Origin of the sequence: Streptomyces sp. TP-A0356, assembly GCF_001417775.1 — a bacterium.
GTDB lineage: Bacteria > Actinomycetota > Actinomycetes > Streptomycetales > Streptomycetaceae > Streptomyces.
Genome location: NZ_BBZJ01000020.1, coordinates 157,027 through 172,369, shown reverse-complemented (window position 1 = coordinate 172,369; position 15,343 = coordinate 157,027). Strand labels below are relative to the sequence as shown.

Annotated in this window: 11 protein-coding genes; 8 read left to right on the top strand and 3 right to left on the bottom strand. The window is 70.2% G+C overall.

All coding sequences use genetic code 11. The features are described 5' to 3' along the window. Positions 1–23: 23 nt before the first annotated feature. The 3 genes from ASC56_RS19360 to metH form a co-directional block, all read right to left on the bottom strand. The gene (locus ASC56_RS19360; protein WP_055492724.1) at positions 24–1,628 is read right to left on the bottom strand and encodes an ABC transporter substrate-binding protein; all 1,605 of its coding nucleotides are present in this window, start codon (positions 1,626–1,628) and stop codon (positions 24–26) included. A gap of 419 nt (positions 1,629–2,047) precedes the next feature. Further along, positions 2,048–2,749 carry an HAD family phosphatase gene (locus tag ASC56_RS19355; RefSeq protein ID WP_055492723.1) on the bottom strand — a complete coding sequence of 234 codons (702 nt, stop codon included), beginning with the start codon at positions 2,747–2,749 and terminating at the stop codon, positions 2,048–2,050. Positions 2,750–2,994: 245 nt separating this feature from the next. Next, positions 2,995–6,519, bottom strand: coding sequence for a methionine synthase (metH, locus tag ASC56_RS19350; RefSeq protein WP_055492722.1), 3,525 nt, complete (start codon positions 6,517–6,519; stop codon positions 2,995–2,997). A gap of 266 nt (positions 6,520–6,785) precedes the next feature. Here metH and ASC56_RS19345 point away from each other — a divergent pair, with 266 nt between their 5' ends. The 8 genes from ASC56_RS19345 to ASC56_RS19310 all read left to right on the top strand — a co-directional run bounded on the left by ASC56_RS19345 (position 6,786) and on the right by ASC56_RS19310 (position 15,268). Next, positions 6,786–7,550, top strand: coding sequence for an IclR family transcriptional regulator (locus tag ASC56_RS19345; protein ID WP_055492721.1), 765 nt, complete (start codon positions 6,786–6,788; stop codon positions 7,548–7,550). 456 nt (positions 7,551–8,006) lie between these two features. Further along, the gene (locus ASC56_RS19340) at positions 8,007–8,795 is read left to right on the top strand and encodes an MIP/aquaporin family protein (RefSeq protein ID WP_055492720.1); all 789 of its coding nucleotides are present in this window, start codon (positions 8,007–8,009) and stop codon (positions 8,793–8,795) included. Positions 8,796–8,880: 85 nt separating this feature from the next. Continuing rightward, positions 8,881–10,419, top strand: coding sequence for a glycerol kinase GlpK (gene glpK / locus ASC56_RS19335; protein WP_055492719.1), 1,539 nt, complete (start codon positions 8,881–8,883; stop codon positions 10,417–10,419). A gap of 6 nt (positions 10,420–10,425) precedes the next feature. After that, positions 10,426–12,033, top strand: coding sequence for a glycerol-3-phosphate dehydrogenase/oxidase (locus ASC56_RS19330; protein ID WP_055492718.1), 1,608 nt, complete (start codon positions 10,426–10,428; stop codon positions 12,031–12,033). Between the two features lie 195 nt (positions 12,034–12,228). Next, positions 12,229–12,981, top strand: a complete 753-nt coding sequence (locus tag ASC56_RS19325; protein ID WP_055492717.1) for a purine-nucleoside phosphorylase — start codon at positions 12,229–12,231, stop codon at positions 12,979–12,981. Beyond that, the gene (locus tag ASC56_RS42815; protein WP_055492716.1) at positions 12,978–13,358 is read left to right on the top strand and encodes a hypothetical protein; all 381 of its coding nucleotides are present in this window, start codon (positions 12,978–12,980) and stop codon (positions 13,356–13,358) included. The genes ASC56_RS19325 and ASC56_RS42815 overlap by 4 nt, the downstream gene beginning before the upstream one ends. Positions 13,359–13,441: 83 nt before the next feature. Next, positions 13,442–14,113 carry a FadR/GntR family transcriptional regulator gene (locus ASC56_RS19315; RefSeq protein WP_055492715.1) on the top strand — a complete coding sequence of 224 codons (672 nt, stop codon included), beginning with the start codon at positions 13,442–13,444 and terminating at the stop codon, positions 14,111–14,113. A 180-nt stretch (positions 14,114–14,293) separates the two neighbouring features. Beyond that, positions 14,294–15,268 (top strand): PAC2 family protein, encoded by a 975-nt coding sequence (locus ASC56_RS19310; RefSeq protein WP_055492714.1) that lies wholly within the window; start codon positions 14,294–14,296, stop codon positions 15,266–15,268. Positions 15,269–15,343: the final 75 nt, after the last annotated feature.

The window sequence follows — 15,343 nt, the reverse complement described above, 5'->3', positions numbered from 1 at the left end:
GTCGCGGCCTACGGCGTGGCCGGTCAGCCGCCCACGCCGCGGCTGAGCTCCCACAGCTGCAGCGTGGAGGAGGAGTTCATCGCGTACTCGCTTCCCGTGATGTTGTCGCGGGTCGCCACGTACTGCTTGCCCTGCCACAGCGGGAGGATCGGCACGTCCTCGGCGACGATGTCCTGGATGTCGGCGAGGCTCTTGGACGCGGTGAGGCGGTCGGCCGCCCGGCGCGACTGCGGGATCAGGGTGTTGCGGACCTCGGTGTTGGCGTACGGCGAGCCGAGGAAGTTGTCCTTGTCGAGGAACGGCGCCAGGTAGTTGTCGGCGTCGGGGAAGTCCGGGAACCAGCCCATGCCGTAGACGTCGTACTGGCCCTTCTGCTCGGCCGGGCGGAACTTGTCCCAGGTGGTGCCCTGGACGCTGACGTCGAACAGCCCGCTGTCGTTGAGCTGCTGCTTCAGCACCTCGAACTCCTTGGGGGTGGCCGGGCCGTAGTGGTCGGTCGTGTAGTGCAGCGTCAGCTTGACCGGGGCGGTGATGCCGGCCTTGGACAGGAGTGTGCGGGCCTTGGCCACGCTGGGGTCGCCGTACTTGTTGAAGAACGAGTTGGAGTGGCCGGTGATCGTGGCCGGGACGAGCGAGTACAGGGGCTCTGCCTGGGTGCCGTAGACCTTGGCGACCAGCGCGGCGCGGTCGACGATCTGCGCCATGGCCTGGCGGACGGCCTTGGTCTTGACCGTCGGGGCGTCGGTGTTGAAGGCCAGGTAGCGGATTTCGAGGCCCGGCATGTCGACCAGGTTGACGTTGCTGCTGGTCTTGTTCTGGAGCTTGCGGATCTGGTCAGGGGACATCGTGCGGGTCATGACGTCGATGTCGCCCTTGTCCAGCGCGGCGCTCATGGCGTCGGCGTCCGCGAACGACTCAAGCTGCACCGTGTTGTTCTTCGGCGCCAGCAGCCCCTGGTAGTTGGGGTTCTTGGTGAAGGTCGCCTTGACCAGCTCGTTGTTCTTGACCTCGGCCTGCATGGTGTACGGGCCGGAGCCGTCGACCTGGAAGCCGTTGCGGAGCTTGTTCTTCTCGTAGTCCTTGGGGTTGACGATGCCGGCGACCGGCGTCGACAGCTTGAACGGGAAGGTCGCGTCCGCCGTCTTGAGGTGGAAGACGACCTCGTTGTCACCCTGCGTCTCGACGGTGTCGATGGTGGACAGCAGGGCGAAGACACCGCTGTCGGCCTTGATGGCGCGGGCACGGTCGATGGAGAACTTCACGGCGGCCGCGGTCACCGGGTCGCCGTTGGAGAACTTGAGGTCCTTGCGCAGCTTGCAGGCGTAGCGCTCGTTGCCGGTGTCGGTGAAGCCGCAGCTCTCGGCGGCCTCCGGCTCGGGCGAGCCGTCGCCGCGGGGCTGGACCATCAGCGTCTGCACGGTCTGCCGGAGGATGTTCCAGGTGCCCACGTCGTAGGCGTACGCCGGGTCGACGGGCGCGGGGGCTTCGCTGGAGGCGGTGAACCGGTCGGTGGTGCCGACGACGATGGCGTCACCGCTCTTGCCCCCGCTGCTGGACCCTCCACAGGCAGCGAGGACGGGGGTGAGCAGACCGGCGACGGCCGGCAGCACCAAAGTCTTGCGGTTCATGCTCGAGTTTCTCCAGAGCTGTTGAGTCCGTGTACCCGGCAAGCATGGGTGGTGCGAGGGATCACGGGGATGTGGCGATGTTCTCGCGATGAGATTAGTCCGCGCCTGCAGGAGGGCTCACGACTACCGGAGTTGAGTCCCCATCACGCTGCGAAACCAGCCGTGGACGCACCGGAAAGCCGTCCCGGGAAGGATTCGTGCAGCGTCTCACCAATCGGGACACAAGGGCGCGCCAGGGTCGCCCGAATGGGGTGGAACAGCACACGCCATACCTTCTGTCGACCCCCGCGCATGTGGCGAACGTCACACGGTCAACTTGGACGGGGGCAACGTAATTCGGTCGGGCGGCCCGGTATTAATTCATTCGTCCGGACAGCCTCCGGTAATCCATCCATTCAAGGCGCACGCTGGGTGAACGGCTATCGCATTTCCGTCATCAAACCCTGGAGAAATGGCAGGTCGACCTCTTCCAGTGACGTCACGACGGTGCGGCCGGCGGCGGGTGCGATCGGGGCGACGGACGGGACGGCGACCACTCGGCAGCCCGCGGCCTCGGCGGCCGCGACACCGGTCGCCGTGTCCTCGACGACCGCGCACCGGGTGGGTTCCGCGTCGAGGCCCTTGGCCGCCAGCAGGTACGGGTCCGGGAACGGCTTGGTGCGCTCCACCTCGTCGCCCGCGACGGTCAGGGAGAAGTACTGGGGCCCGATCGAGGCCAGGATGCGGTCGATGATGCGCCGGTGCGACGCGGACACCAGGGCGGTGGGGATCTCGTGCGCCGCCAGTTCGGCCAAGAGCCGGGCGGCGCCCGGCATCAGGGGCAGTCTGCGGTCGATACGGTCCTCGAACCCGTCGTTGAGCAGCACGGTGAGCTCGTCGAGGGTGATGTCGGCGCCGGTGGCCTCGATCAGGAAGCCGGCACTGCGCGTCATGGGGCCGCCGACCACGACATGGCGCCATGAGTCGTCGAGCGCATGGCCGAGGGCGGCGAAGACCTCGACCTCGACGTCCCACCAGAACCCCTCGGTGTCCACCAGGGTGCCGTCCATGTCCAGGAGCACGGCCTGCAGGGCTGAGCCTTCGGCCGTACGGGTTCCGAGCGCGGGGACCGTGGTGGTCATCCGGCGTACCTCCTTGAGGGGACGACCAGGCCGGCTCCCACGGAGGGAACCGGCCTGCGGTGGACCGACCAGTGTACGTCGCCGGTGGGCGAAGTGCCTCTCGGTACGGAAGCACCGGCCCGCGGGCGTACGGGGCGCGGCTCTGACACGGACCCACGAGGCCCCGTACGTCGAAGTGGACCGGGTGGCGGCCCGTACGCCCCGCCCCTGCGCTCCGCGCCCCGTCCACGGCCCGTGAGCGTGCGCTACCGGGCGTTGAAGTACTTGGCCTCCGGGTGGTGGATCACGATGGCGTCCGTGGACTGCTCGGGGTGGAGCTGGAACTCCTCGGAGAGCTGGACGCCGATCCGCTCCGGTTCGAGCAGCCGGGCGATCTTCGCGCGGTCCTCCAGGTCGGGGCAGGCGCCGTAGCCGAGCGAGAAGCGGGCGCCGCGGTACTTGAGGGCGAACATGTCCTCGATGTCGGCCGGGTCCTCGCCGGCGAAGCCCAGCTCGGAGCGCACGCGCGCGTGCCAGTACTCGGCGAGCGCCTCCGCCAGCTGCACGGACAGGCCGTGCAGTTCGAGGTAGTCGCGGTAGGAGTTCGACTCGAACAGCCGGGCCGTCTCCGCGCCGATCCGGGATCCGACGGTGACGACCTGGAGGCCGACGACGTCCTTCTCGCCGGACTCCTCCGGGCGGAAGAAGTCGGCCAGACACAGCCGGCGGCCGCGGCGCTGGCGCGGGAAGGTGAACCGGGTGCGCTCGTTGCCCTCTTCGTCCAGGACGATCAGGTCGTCGTCCTTGGACACGCACGGGAAGTAGCCGTAGACGACGGCCGCTTCGAGGAGGTTCTCGGTCTGGAGCCGGTCGAGCAGGCCGCGCAGCCGGGGCCGGCCCTCGGTCTCGACCAGTTCCTCGTATGTCGGCCCCTCGCCCGTGCGCGCCTGCTTGAGGCCCCACTGGCCCTTGAACAGCGCGCCCTCGTCCAGCCAGGAGGCGTACTCCTTGAGCGGGATGCCCTTGACCACGCGGGTGCCCCAGAAGGGCGGCGTGGGTACCGGGTTGTCGGTGACGACGTCCGAGCGGACGTGGCCCTCCTCGGGCCGCTCCTCGATCTCGACGGCGGCGGCCCGCACCCGGCGCTGCCTCAGCTCGGGCAGCTTGGCCCCGGGCACGCCCCGCTTGACCCCGATGAGCGCGTCCATGAGACGCAGGCCCTCGAAGGCGTCCCGGGCGTAGCGGACCTCGCCCTCGTACAGCTCGTGCAGGTCCTGTTCGACGTAGGCCCGGGTCAGGGCCGCGCCGCCGAGGATGACCGGGTAGGTGGCGGCCAGGCCCCGCTGGTTGAGCTCCTCCAGGTTCTCCTTCATGATCACCGTGGACTTGACCAGGAGCCCGGACATGCCGATGACGTCGGCCCGGTGCTCGTCGGCGGCGTCGAGGATCGCGGAGACCGGCTGCTTGATGCCGAGGTTGACGACGTTGTAGCCGTTGTTGGACAGGATGATGTCGACGAGGTTCTTGCCGATGTCGTGCACGTCGCCGCGCACGGTGGCCAGGACGATGGTGCCCTTGCCGGCCTCGTCGGTCTTCTCCATGTGTGGTTCGAGGTAGGCGACCGCGGTCTTCATGACCTCTGCGGACTGGAGCACGAACGGCAGCTGCATCTGGCCGGAGCCGAACAGCTCGCCGACGACCTTCATGCCGTCCAGCAGGGTGTCGTTGACGATGTCGAGGGCCTGGCGCGTCAGCAGGGCCTCGTCGAGGTCGGCCTCCAGGCCGTTCTTCTCGCCGTCGATGATGCGCCGCTTGAGGCGCTCCTCCAGCGGCAGCGCGACCAGTTCCTCGGCCTTGCCGGCCTTCAGGGACTTGGCGGTGGCGCCCTCGAACAGCGCCATGAGCTTCTGCAGCGGGTCGTAGTCCTCGGTGCGGCGGTCGTAGATCAGATCGAGGGCCGTGGTGACCTGCTCCTCGTCGAAGCGCGCGATCGGCAGGATCTTGGAGGCGTGGACGATCGCCGAGTCGAGCCCGGCCTTGACGCATTCGTCCAGGAAGACGGAGTTGAGCAGGATGCGGGCGGCCGGGTTGAGGCCGAAGGAGATGTTCGACAGACCCAGCGTGGTCTGCACGTCGGGGTGACGCCTCTTCAGCTCGCGGATCGCCTCGATGGTGGCGATGCCGTCCTTGCGGGACTCCTCCTGACCGGTGCAGATGGTGAAGGTCAGGGTGTCGATGAGGATGTCCTCCTCGTGGATGCCCCAGTTGCCGGTCAGGTCGGCGATGAGCCGCTCGGCGATCTCCACCTTCTTCTCGGGGGTACGGGCCTGGCCCTCCTCGTCGATGGTCAGCGCGATCAGCGCGGCGCCGTGCTCCCTGGCGAGCCGGGTCACCTTCGTGAAGCGGGACTCGGGCCCGTCGCCGTCCTCGTAGTTGACGGAGTTGATGACGGCGCGTCCGCCGAGCTTCTCCAACCCGGCCTGAATGACGTCGACTTCGGTGGAGTCGAGGACGATCGGGAGCGTGGAGGCGGTGGCGAAGCGGCCGGCCAGCTTCTCCATGTCGGCGACGCCGTCGCGGCCCACGTAGTCGACGCACAGGTCGAGCATGTGGGCGCCCTCGCGGATCTGCTCGCGGGCCATCTCCACGCAGTCGTCCCAGCGGCCGTCCAGCATGGCCTCGCGGAACTTCTTCGAGCCGTTGGCGTTGGTGCGCTCGCCGATCGCCAGGTACGAGGTGTCCTGGCGGAAGGGCACGGTCTGGTAGAGGGAGGCGGCGCCGGGCTCCGGCTGCGGGCGACGCTCGACCGGGGTCAGGTCGCGGACGCGCTCGACGACCTGGCGCAGATGCTCGGGCGTGGTGCCGCAGCAGCCGCCGACGAGGGAGAGCCCGTAGTCGCGGACGAAGTTCTCCTGGGCGTCGGCCAGGCCCTCGGGGCCCAGGGGGAAGTGCGCGCCGTCCTTGGTGAGGACGGGCAGGCCGGCGTTCGGCATGCACAGCAGCGGGATACGGGAGTGGCGCGTGAGGTAGCGCAGGTGCTCGCTCATCTCGGCGGGGCCGGTCGAGCAGTTCAGGCCGATCATGTCGATGCCGAGCGGCTCCAGGGCGGTGAGCGCGGCGCCGATCTCGGAGCCGAGCAGCATGGTGCCGGTGGTCTCGAACGCCATCGAGCACAGCAGGGGCACCTCGATGCCGGTGGCCTCCATGGCGCGCCGGGCACCCAGGATGGAGGCCTTCGTCTGCAGCAGGTCCTGGGTGGTCTCGACGATCAGCGCGTCCGCGCCGCCGGCCAGCAGGCCCTCCGCGTTGGCCTGGAAGCCGTCGCGGATGGTGGTGTAGCCGACGTGGCCGAGGGTGGGCAGCTTGGTGCCGGGGCCGATCGAGCCGAGGACCCAGCGCTGCCGGCCGTCGTCGGCGACGAACGCGTCCGCCACCTCGCGGGCGATCCGGGCACCGGCCTCGGACAGCTCGTGGACGCGGTCGGCGATCTCGTACTCGGCCATGGCCGCGTGGTTGGCCCCGAAGGTGTTCGTCTCCACGCAGTCGACACCCACGGAGAAGTACGCCTCGTGGACGGAGCGGACGATGTCGGGCCGGGTGACGTTCAGGATCTCGTTGCAGCCCTCGAGGCCCTCGAAGTCGTCCAGCGTCGGGTCCTGGGCCTGGAGCATCGTGCCCATGGCGCCGTCGGCCACCACGACACGGGTGGCGAGGGCTTCCCGGAGTGCTTCGGTTCGGGTCCTGCTGTCGGTGGCGGCGGACGAAAGGGACGGGTTCGGCAACGAGGCCATGGAAGATGCTCCCTGGAGTGCGACGGCTGTCGGCTTTGCGCTTCCCATGGAAGGCGCACGCGGCCAGGGTAGCCCGGAGCGCGCCGTGCGGTCAGGGGCGTCCACGGGACGGACGGGCGTGCCTCATATGACCGGCGCGGCGATTCCGGTGGAACGGATGGCGACCGCCCATTAGCGGGAGGTCGGCGACGACCGGTAGTGTTCGGCATTGCCGAACGGCGGTAGACAGCGTCGGTGGACGGTCGAAGGACGGAGGCAGGACGGCGATGGCACGGAACATCCAGTCGCTCGAACGGGCGGCCGCGATGCTGCGGCTGCTCGCGGGCGGCGAGCGGCGGCTCGGCCTGTCGGACATCGCCTCGTCACTGGGCCTTGCGAAGGGCACGGCCCACGGCATACTCCGCACTCTCCAGCAGGAGGGGTTCGTGGAGCAGGAGGCGGCCTCGGGCCGCTATCAGCTCGGGGCCGAGCTGCTGCGCCTGGGGACGACCTACCTCGATGTGCACGAGCTGCGGGCGCGCGCCCTGGTATGGACGGACGACCTGGCCCGCTCCAGCGGGGAGAGCGTCTATCTGGGGGTGCTGCACCAGCAGGGCGTGCTGATCGTGCACCACGTCTTCCGGCCCGACGACAGCCGGCAGGTCCTGGAGATCGGGGCCATGCAGCCGCTGCACTCCACGGCCCTCGGCAAGGTGCTGTCGGCGTACGACCCGGTGGCGCACAGCGAGGTGCTGGAGGCCGACCGCAAGCCGTTCACCGACCGGACCGTCTGCGAGGCGGAGGACTTCGAGCACCTCCTCGATCTCACCCGCGCGCGCGGGTACGCGGCCGACGTCGAGGAGACGTGGACCGGCGTCGCCTCGGTCGCCGCGCCCATCCACGACCGGCGGCGGATGCCCGTGGGCGCCGTGGGCATCACCGGCGCGGTGGAGCGTGTGTGCCAGGACGGGGAGCTGCGTCCCGAACTGATCGCGGCGGTCCGCGACTGCGCCCGCGCGGTGTCGCGGGACCTGGGCGCCGGGCGGTTCTGAGCCTCGTACACCCGGAGGGATCGGGCGGCCCACCGCGCTGTTCGACACCGCCCCCGACGGCCATCGGCCGGTACGGCGACGTGCCGGCCCCTTCGTGTGCCCGCGACCGGGGTGACGCCCCGTGACGACGCCGGGGGGCACACCGCCTCCGCATCAGCACCCGAACACGAAACGTGCCTGCTCGGGCGCGGGGAGCACGCGCGACGCACGCGCCACAAGATCGATAACCCAGAGCGATCAATAACGATCCTGCATTCGATAACCGAACTCTTGACGACGCGCCGAACCGGAAGCGAGACTCCCGTCCATCGGTCGGCATTGTCGAACAACTACCGGCAATACGCGCTAGAGTGTGACAACGCCAAGGGCCGGCAATCGCTCTCACCCCCGAGGGCACGAACCACCGGAGGGACCCGGGGTTCGCCTTCCCCTGGACGAAGGACAAAGGAGTCGCGGGTGTCCAGCTCCGACATCTTCATCGGCGAGACCATCGGTACCGCCATACTCATCCTGCTGGGCGGCGGCGTGTGCGCCGCCGTGACGCTGAAGGCCTCGAAGGCCCGTAACGCCGGCTGGCTCGCCATCACCTTCGGGTGGGGTTTCGCCGTCCTGACGGCGGTTTACACCTCGGCACCGCTCTCCGGTGCCCACCTCAACCCGGCCGTGACACTCGCACTCGCCATCAAGAGCGGCGAGTGGAGCAACGTCCCGGTCTACTGGGCCGGACAGTTGCTCGGCGCCATGATCGGTGCGGCTCTGGTCTGGGTCGCCTACTACGGCCAGTTCCACGCCCACCTCACCGACAGAGAGATCGTCGGGGGCCCCGGGGCGCAGGACACCAAGGCCGTGGAGGCCCAGGAGGCGCAGGCCGGGCCGGTGCTCGGCATCTTCTCCACCGGTCCCGAGATCCGGAACGCGGTGCAGAACCTCGCCACGGAGATCGTCGGCACCATCGTGCTGGTGCTGGCGGTCCTCACACAGGGTCTCAACGACAAGGGCAACGGCCTCGGCACCCTGGGCGCCCTGATCACCTCACTCGTGGTCGTCTCCATCGGTCTCTCGCTGGGCGGCCCGACCGGCTATGCGATCAACCCGGCCCGTGACCTCGGTCCGCGCATCGTGCACGCCCTCCTCCCGCTGCCCAACAAGGGCGGTTCCGACTGGGGCTACGCCTGGATCCCCGTCGCCGGTCCGCTGATCGGCGCGGCGATCGCCGCAGGCATCTACAACGTCGCCTTTGCTTGAGGACACTGAGCTTCCCCAGGCACCGCCTGTCAGCACCGCGCCGTAAAGACCGCCCCTCTTATCCACGGAACTTCAGGAGCACACCGTGACCGACGCACACACCGCCGGCCCCTTCATCGCAGCGATCGACCAGGGCACGACCTCCTCGCGCTGCATCGTCTTCGACCGGGACGGCCGCATCGTCTCCGTCGACCAGAAGGAGCACGAGCAGATCTTCCCCAGGCCGGGCTGGGTCGAGCACAACGCCACCGAGATCTGGACCAACGTCCAGGAGGTCGTCTCCGGCGCCATCGAGAAGGCCGGCATCACCCGGGACGACATCAAGGCCATCGGCATCACCAACCAGCGCGAGACCACCGTGCTGTGGGACAAGAACACCGGTGAGCCCGTCCACAACGCCATCGTCTGGCAGGACACGCGTACCGACGCGCTCTGCAAGGAACTCGGCCGCAACGTGGGCCAGGACCGCTTCCGCCGCGAGACCGGTCTGCCGCTGGCCTCCTACTTCGCCGGTCCCAAGGCCCGCTGGCTGCTCGACAACATCGAGGGCCTGCGCGAGCGCGCCGAGGCGGGCGACATCCTCTTCGGCACCATGGACACCTGGGTCATCTGGAACCTGACCGGCGGTGTCAACGGCGGCCACCACGTCACCGATGTCACCAACGCCTCCCGCACCCTGCTGATGAACCTGCACACGATGCAGTGGGACGACAAGATCTGCGAGTCCATCGGCGTGCCGAAGGCGGTGCTGCCGGAGATCCGCTCCTCCGCCGAGGTGTACGGCGAGATCACCGGCGGACGCCTCGGCGACCTGCTCGGCGGCATCCCGGTGGCGTCCGCGCTCGGCGACCAGCAGGCGGCCCTGTTCGGCCAGACCTGCTTCTCCGAGGGCGAGACCAAGTCCACCTACGGCACCGGCACCTTCATGGTGATGAACACCGGTGAGAAGATCATCAACTCCTACTCGGGCCTGCTGACCACGGTCGGCTACCAGATCGGCGACCAGAAGCCGGTCTACGCCCTGGAGGGTTCCATCGCGGTCACCGGCTCCCTGGTGCAGTGGATGCGCGACCAGATGGGCCTGATCAAGACCGCCGCCGAGATCGAGACCCTGGCGCTCACGGTCGAGGACAACGGCGGTGCCTACTTCGTGCCGGCCTTCTCCGGTCTGTTCGCCCCGTACTGGCGCTCCGACGCCCGCGGTGTGCTCGCCGGTCTGACCCGGTACGTCACCAAGGCGCACCTCGCGCGCGCCGTCCTGGAGGCCACCGCCTGGCAGACCCGCGATGTCGCCGACGCCATGACCAAGGACTCGGGCGTCGAGCTGTCGACACTCAAGGTCGACGGCGGCATGACCTCCAACAACCTGCTGATGCAGACGCTCTCGGACGTCCTGGACGCGCCGGTGGTGCGCCCGATGGTCGCCGAGACCACCTGCCTCGGCGCCGCCTACGCCGCCGGTCTCGCCGTCGGCTTCTGGACCAGCACCGACGACCTGCGTGCCAACTGGCGCCGGGCCGCCGAGTGGACGCCCCACATGGACGCGGAGACCCGCGACCGTGAGTACAAGAGCTGGCTCAAGGCCGTCGAGCGGACCATGGGCTGGATCGAAGACGAGGAGTAATTCGCAATGACCACCCTGCAGAGTGTCCCGGCTCTGGGGACTCACCCGGCCCACGGCTCCAACCCGAGCCGCGCCGAGACCCGGGAGCAGCTGTCCAAGGCGACATACGACCTCCTGGTGATCGGCGGCGGGATCCTGGGCATCTCCACGGCCTGGCACGCCGCGCAGTCGGGCCTGCGGGTGGCCCTGGTGGACGCCGGCGACTTCGCCGGCGCCACCTCCTCCGCCTCCTCGAAGCTGCTCCACGGCGGTCTGCGCTACCTGCAGACCGGCGCGGTGAAGCTGGTGGCGGAGAACCACTTCGAGCGCCGTGCGGTCTCCCGCCAGGTGGCCCCCCATCTGGCGAACCCGCTCACCTTCTACCTCCCCGTGTACAAGGGCGGGCCGCACGGCGCGGCGAAGCTCGGGGCGGGCGTCTTCGCCTACTCCGCGCTGTCGGCGTTCGGTGACGGCGTGGGCCATCTGCTGTCGCCGGCCAAGGCCCAGCAGGACGTGCCGGAGCTGCGCACCGAGAACCTCAAGGCCGTGGCCGTGTACGGCGACGACCAGATGAACGACGCGCGCATGGCGCTGATGACGGTCCGCGCGGCCGTCGAGGCGGGCGCGGCCGTCCTGAACCACGCCGAGGTCACCGGTCTGCGCTTCACCCGGGGCCGGGTCACCGGTGCCGAGCTGAAGGACCGGCTCTCCGGTGACGAGTTCGGCGTCGACGCGCGGCTGGTGCTGAACGCGACCGGGCCGTGGGTGGACCACCTGCGCCGGCTGGAGGACCCGAACGCGGCGCCCTCCATACGCCTGTCCAAGGGTGTGCACCTGGTGCTCAAGCGCACCTCCCCCTGGCGGGCGGCGCTGGCGACGCCGATCGACAAGTACCGCATCACCTTCGCCCTCCCCTGGGAGGACATGCTTCTGCTCGGCACCACCGACGAGGAGTACGAGGGCGACCCGGCCGAGGTCGCGGTCAACGAGAAGGACACCGCCCAGATCCTCGACGAGGCCGCGTTCTCGGTCCGCGACCAGCAGCTGCGGCGGGAACTGATCACCTACGCCTTCGCCGGTCTGCGGGTGCTGCCGGGCGGCCCCGGCGACACCGCCAAGGCCAAGCGGGAGACCGTCGTCACCGAGGGCAGGGGCGGCATGCTGTCCGTCGCGGGCGGCAAGTGGACCACCTTCCGGCACATCGGCCGTACGGTCATGCAGAAGCTGGAGTCGCTGCCGGGCCGCCCGCTCGGCGACGACTTCGAGCCGATCGCCTCGCTGCCGAAGAGGCTGCCGCTGCCGGGCATCGCCAACCCGCGCGCGATCGCCCACCGCCTGGTCGTGGACGGCCCGGCGCCCGGCCCGCGCATGGCGCCCGACACCGCCAAGCACCTGGCGACCCACTACGGCTCGCTGGCCTTCGACATCGCACGGCTGGCCAACGAGGACCCGCAGCTGGGCGAGCGCGTCCACCCGGACGCCCCGGAGATCTGGGCGCAGGTCGTCTACGCCCGGGACCACGAGTGGGCCGAGACGGCGGACGACGTGCTGCGCCGCCGTACCACCCTGACGATCCGCGGGCTCGCCACGGACGAGGTGCGCGGCAAGGTGCAGGACCTGCTCGACAAGAAGTAGCACCCACCGGGTCGAAGGGGCGGCTTCCGCGGGAAGCCGCCCCTTTCGTGTACGCGACGCCGGACCAGATCTCGCGGGGCCGGGTCGAGTTGGTCATCGGGAAGGGCGCGGAGGCAGGGGACTTCGAGCTGCGTACGGTTCTGCCTGACGGCGGTTCGCCCCCGTCGCCGTATCCGACCCACTGGAGTCCGCCTCATGACGCAGGACCTGTCGCCCGTCACCCGCATCCCCCGCACGGGACTGCCCCCGCGCGCCGTCGTGGTCGGTGACCCGGCGCGCGCGGCGGCCGTCGCCGCGCTGCTCCAGGGTGCCGCGGAGGTCTCCCACCACCGGGAGTACCGGGTGTTCAGCGGCAGCTGGGAGGGCCTGCCGGTGACGGTGGCCTCGCACGGGGTGGGCGCGCCGGGCGCGATCCTGCTCTTCCAGGAACTGGCGGACGCGGGGGTCCGCACGCTTCTGCGCTTCGGCACGGCGGGCGCGATGAAGCCGGAGATCGGCGACGGCGACCTGGTGATCGCCGAGGCGGCCGTGCGCGACGACGGTGTCACCCAGCAGTTGCTGCCGCCCGAGTACCCCGCCGTGGCCGCGCCCGAGGCGGTCTTCGCCCTCCAGCGCGCGGCCCGCGAGGCGGGCGCGGCGCACCACCGGGGGATCGTGTGGACCCGGGCGGCCTTCCAGCCCGGACTGATCCCGCTGAACGCGTACGACGGGGCGGGTCTCGCGGCGATCGAGATGGAGCTGTCCGCGCTGCTGGTGACCGCCTCGCTGCGCGGCCTGGTCGCCGGGGGTGTGCTCGTCGTGGACGGCGCCAACGCCGACGAACTCGTCGACGAGCAGGCCACGGGCGGGTACGACCCGCACCGGGACGTCGTCGCCCGGGGCGTGCGGCGCGGTGCGGTGGTCTCCCTGGAGGCGCTGCGGCTGCTGGCGGAGGAGCACGCCGCGTGAGGCAGCGCATCGATCTGCTGGTTCACGGCGGTGACGTCCTGACGGTCGACGACGCCGGAACCGTCGTATCGGACGGGGCCGTCGCCGTCCGCGACGGGGGGGGGAACCCGGCGGAGGGCCCGGCGGCGGCGCCGCGGCCCCGGTACACGGCGGACGAGGACATCGACGCGGAGGGCACGACGTGTGGTCCACGCTCGCGTACGCGGCGTACCCGGGGGAAGGTGCCGGACACGCTCGTCGACGGCCGGATCCTGATGCGGGAGCGGGTGTTGACGACGCTCGACCAGGCGGCGGCGGTGGCGGAGTCGGAGGCCCTGGCCCGAGCCCATGACACGGGCGGGCCCACGAGCGCGTTCGGGGACGGTTTCCCGGGCTGACATCGGGATTCCCGCACCCGTTCAGCCCACTGAACCCCATAATGGGCTGAGACATCGGATGTCTGAGCAGCAGGAGGGCCGCCATGGCAGTCACCGACGAGGCGATCGAGAAGATCAAGGGAATGATCGTCTCCGGCGCGCTGCGTCCCGGCGATCGACTGCCCAGGGAGAGCGAACTCGCCGCCGAGCTCGGGCTGTCCCGCAACTCCCTGCGCGAGGCGGTGCGTGCCCTGTCGCTGATCCGCATCCTGGACGTTCGGCAGGGCGACGGGACGTATGTCACCAGCCTCGACCCCCAGCTCCTGCTGGAGGCGCTGAGTTTCGTCGTGGACTTCCACCGCGACGACACCGTGCTGGAGTTCCTCGCCGTGCGGCGCATCCTGGAGCCGGCCGCGACGGGCATGGCGGCCTCCCGGATCAGCGACCGGCAACTGGACGGGCTGACGGCCCAGTTGGACGGGCTGGGTCCTGAACCGTCGGTGGAGGAGCTGGTCGCCTGCGATCTGGAGTTCCACCGTGGCATCGTGCAGAGTTCCGGCAACTCGGTGCTGTGCTCCCTGCTCGACGGGCTGTCCGGACCCACCACCCGGGCCCGGATCTGGCGCGGCCTGACCCAACAGGACGCGGTCGGCCGCACCCTGCGCGAGCACCGGGCGATCCTCGGCGCGCTGCGCGACCGCGACGCGGAGGCGGCCCGTTCGTGGGCCACCGTGCACATCGCGTCGGTGGAGCAGTGGCTGCGCTCGACCCTCTGATCCATCGGAGGTGTGGACCACCTGAGGGGTGGGGTGGCCCAGGTCGGCGATCATGGGTGTTCGAGGGCCCCGGACGGGGCAGTCATCCGTTCACTGCCCCGTGCAAGGGGGCTGCGGGCGCCCCCGTCGCACGCCGTAAGGTTGGGACGTACGCGAGGGCACGTCGGAAGGAGGCGCTGGGTGATCGAGCTCGAGGGGGTTCCCGAGCTGATCGACCCGGTCATGGTGGCCGCGTTCGAGGGCTGGAACGATGCCGGCGACGCCGCCTCCACCGCGGTCGCGCATCTGGACAGGGAGTGGAAGGGCGAGGTGTTCGCGGCCCTGGACGCCGAGGACTACTACGACTTCCAGGTGAACCGCCCCACTGTGTTCATGGAGGCCGGGGTCCGCAAGATCACCTGGCCCACGACCCGGCTCTCGGTGGTCCGCGTCGGCGGCGAGAAGCCCCGCGACCTGGTACTGGTCCGCGGCATCGAACCGTCGATGCGCTGGCGTTCGTTCTGCAACGAGCTGCTGGGCTTCGCCCACGAGCTCGGGGTGGAGCTCGTGGTGATCCTGGGCGCCCTGCTCGGCGACACCCCGCACACGCGTCCGGTCCCGATCAGCGGGACCACGTCCGACCCGGACCTGGCCCGCCGGATGGACCTGGAGGAGACCAAGTACGAAGGCCCCACGGGCATCGTGGGCGTCCTGCAGGAGGCGTGCACGCACGCGGGCGTTCCGGCCGTCTCGCTGTGGGCGGCGGTCCCGCACTACGTGTCGCAGCCGCCCAACCCGAAGGCCACGCTGGCCCTGCTGAACCGCCTGGAGGACCTGCTCGACCTGCGCATCCCGCTGGGCGAACTGCCGGAGGACGCGCGCGCCTGGCAGTTGGGCGTGGACCAGCTGGCCGCCGAGGACAGCGAGGTCGCCGAGTACGTGCAGACGCTGGAGGAGGCCCGGGACACCGCCGAACTGCCGGAGGCGTCGGGCGAGGCGATCGCCCGCGAGTTCGAGCGCTATCTGCGCCGGCGGGACGTCGGCCCGCCGGGCGGGCACGCCACGGCGGACGGTGGCGACGGCGGCTCCTACCGGCGGGACAACCCGAGCGGTCGGACCCGGCCGCCGAAGCCGCCGAAGCCGGGCGGCGAGGACGAGGACTCCTCGGAGGAGTGACGAGGGCGGTGCGCAGGGGCGCACCGCCCTCGGTCCTTCCGGTTGACGCGTCGTCCGGCACCGGGCTCCCGTCGC

Bases quoted from the DNA above. Each gene is read 5' to 3' on its own strand.
- ASC56_RS19360 (WP_055492724.1), bottom strand. From the start codon at position 1,628: ATGAACCGCAAGACTTTGGTGCTGCCGGCCGTCGCCGGTCTGCTCACC.
- ASC56_RS19355 (WP_055492723.1), bottom strand. From the start codon at position 2,749: ATGACCACCACGGTCCCCGCGCTCGGAACCCGTACGGCCGAAGGCTCA.
- metH (WP_055492722.1), bottom strand. From the start codon at position 6,519: ATGGCCTCGTTGCCGAACCCGTCCCTTTCGTCCGCCGCCACCGACAGC.
- ASC56_RS19345 (WP_055492721.1), top strand. From the start codon at position 6,786: ATGGCACGGAACATCCAGTCGCTCGAACGGGCGGCCGCGATGCTGCGG.
- ASC56_RS19330 (WP_055492718.1), top strand. From the start codon at position 10,426: ATGACCACCCTGCAGAGTGTCCCGGCTCTGGGGACTCACCCGGCCCAC.
- ASC56_RS19325 (WP_055492717.1), top strand. From the start codon at position 12,229: ATGACGCAGGACCTGTCGCCCGTCACCCGCATCCCCCGCACGGGACTG.
- ASC56_RS19315 (WP_055492715.1), top strand. From the start codon at position 13,442: ATGGCAGTCACCGACGAGGCGATCGAGAAGATCAAGGGAATGATCGTC.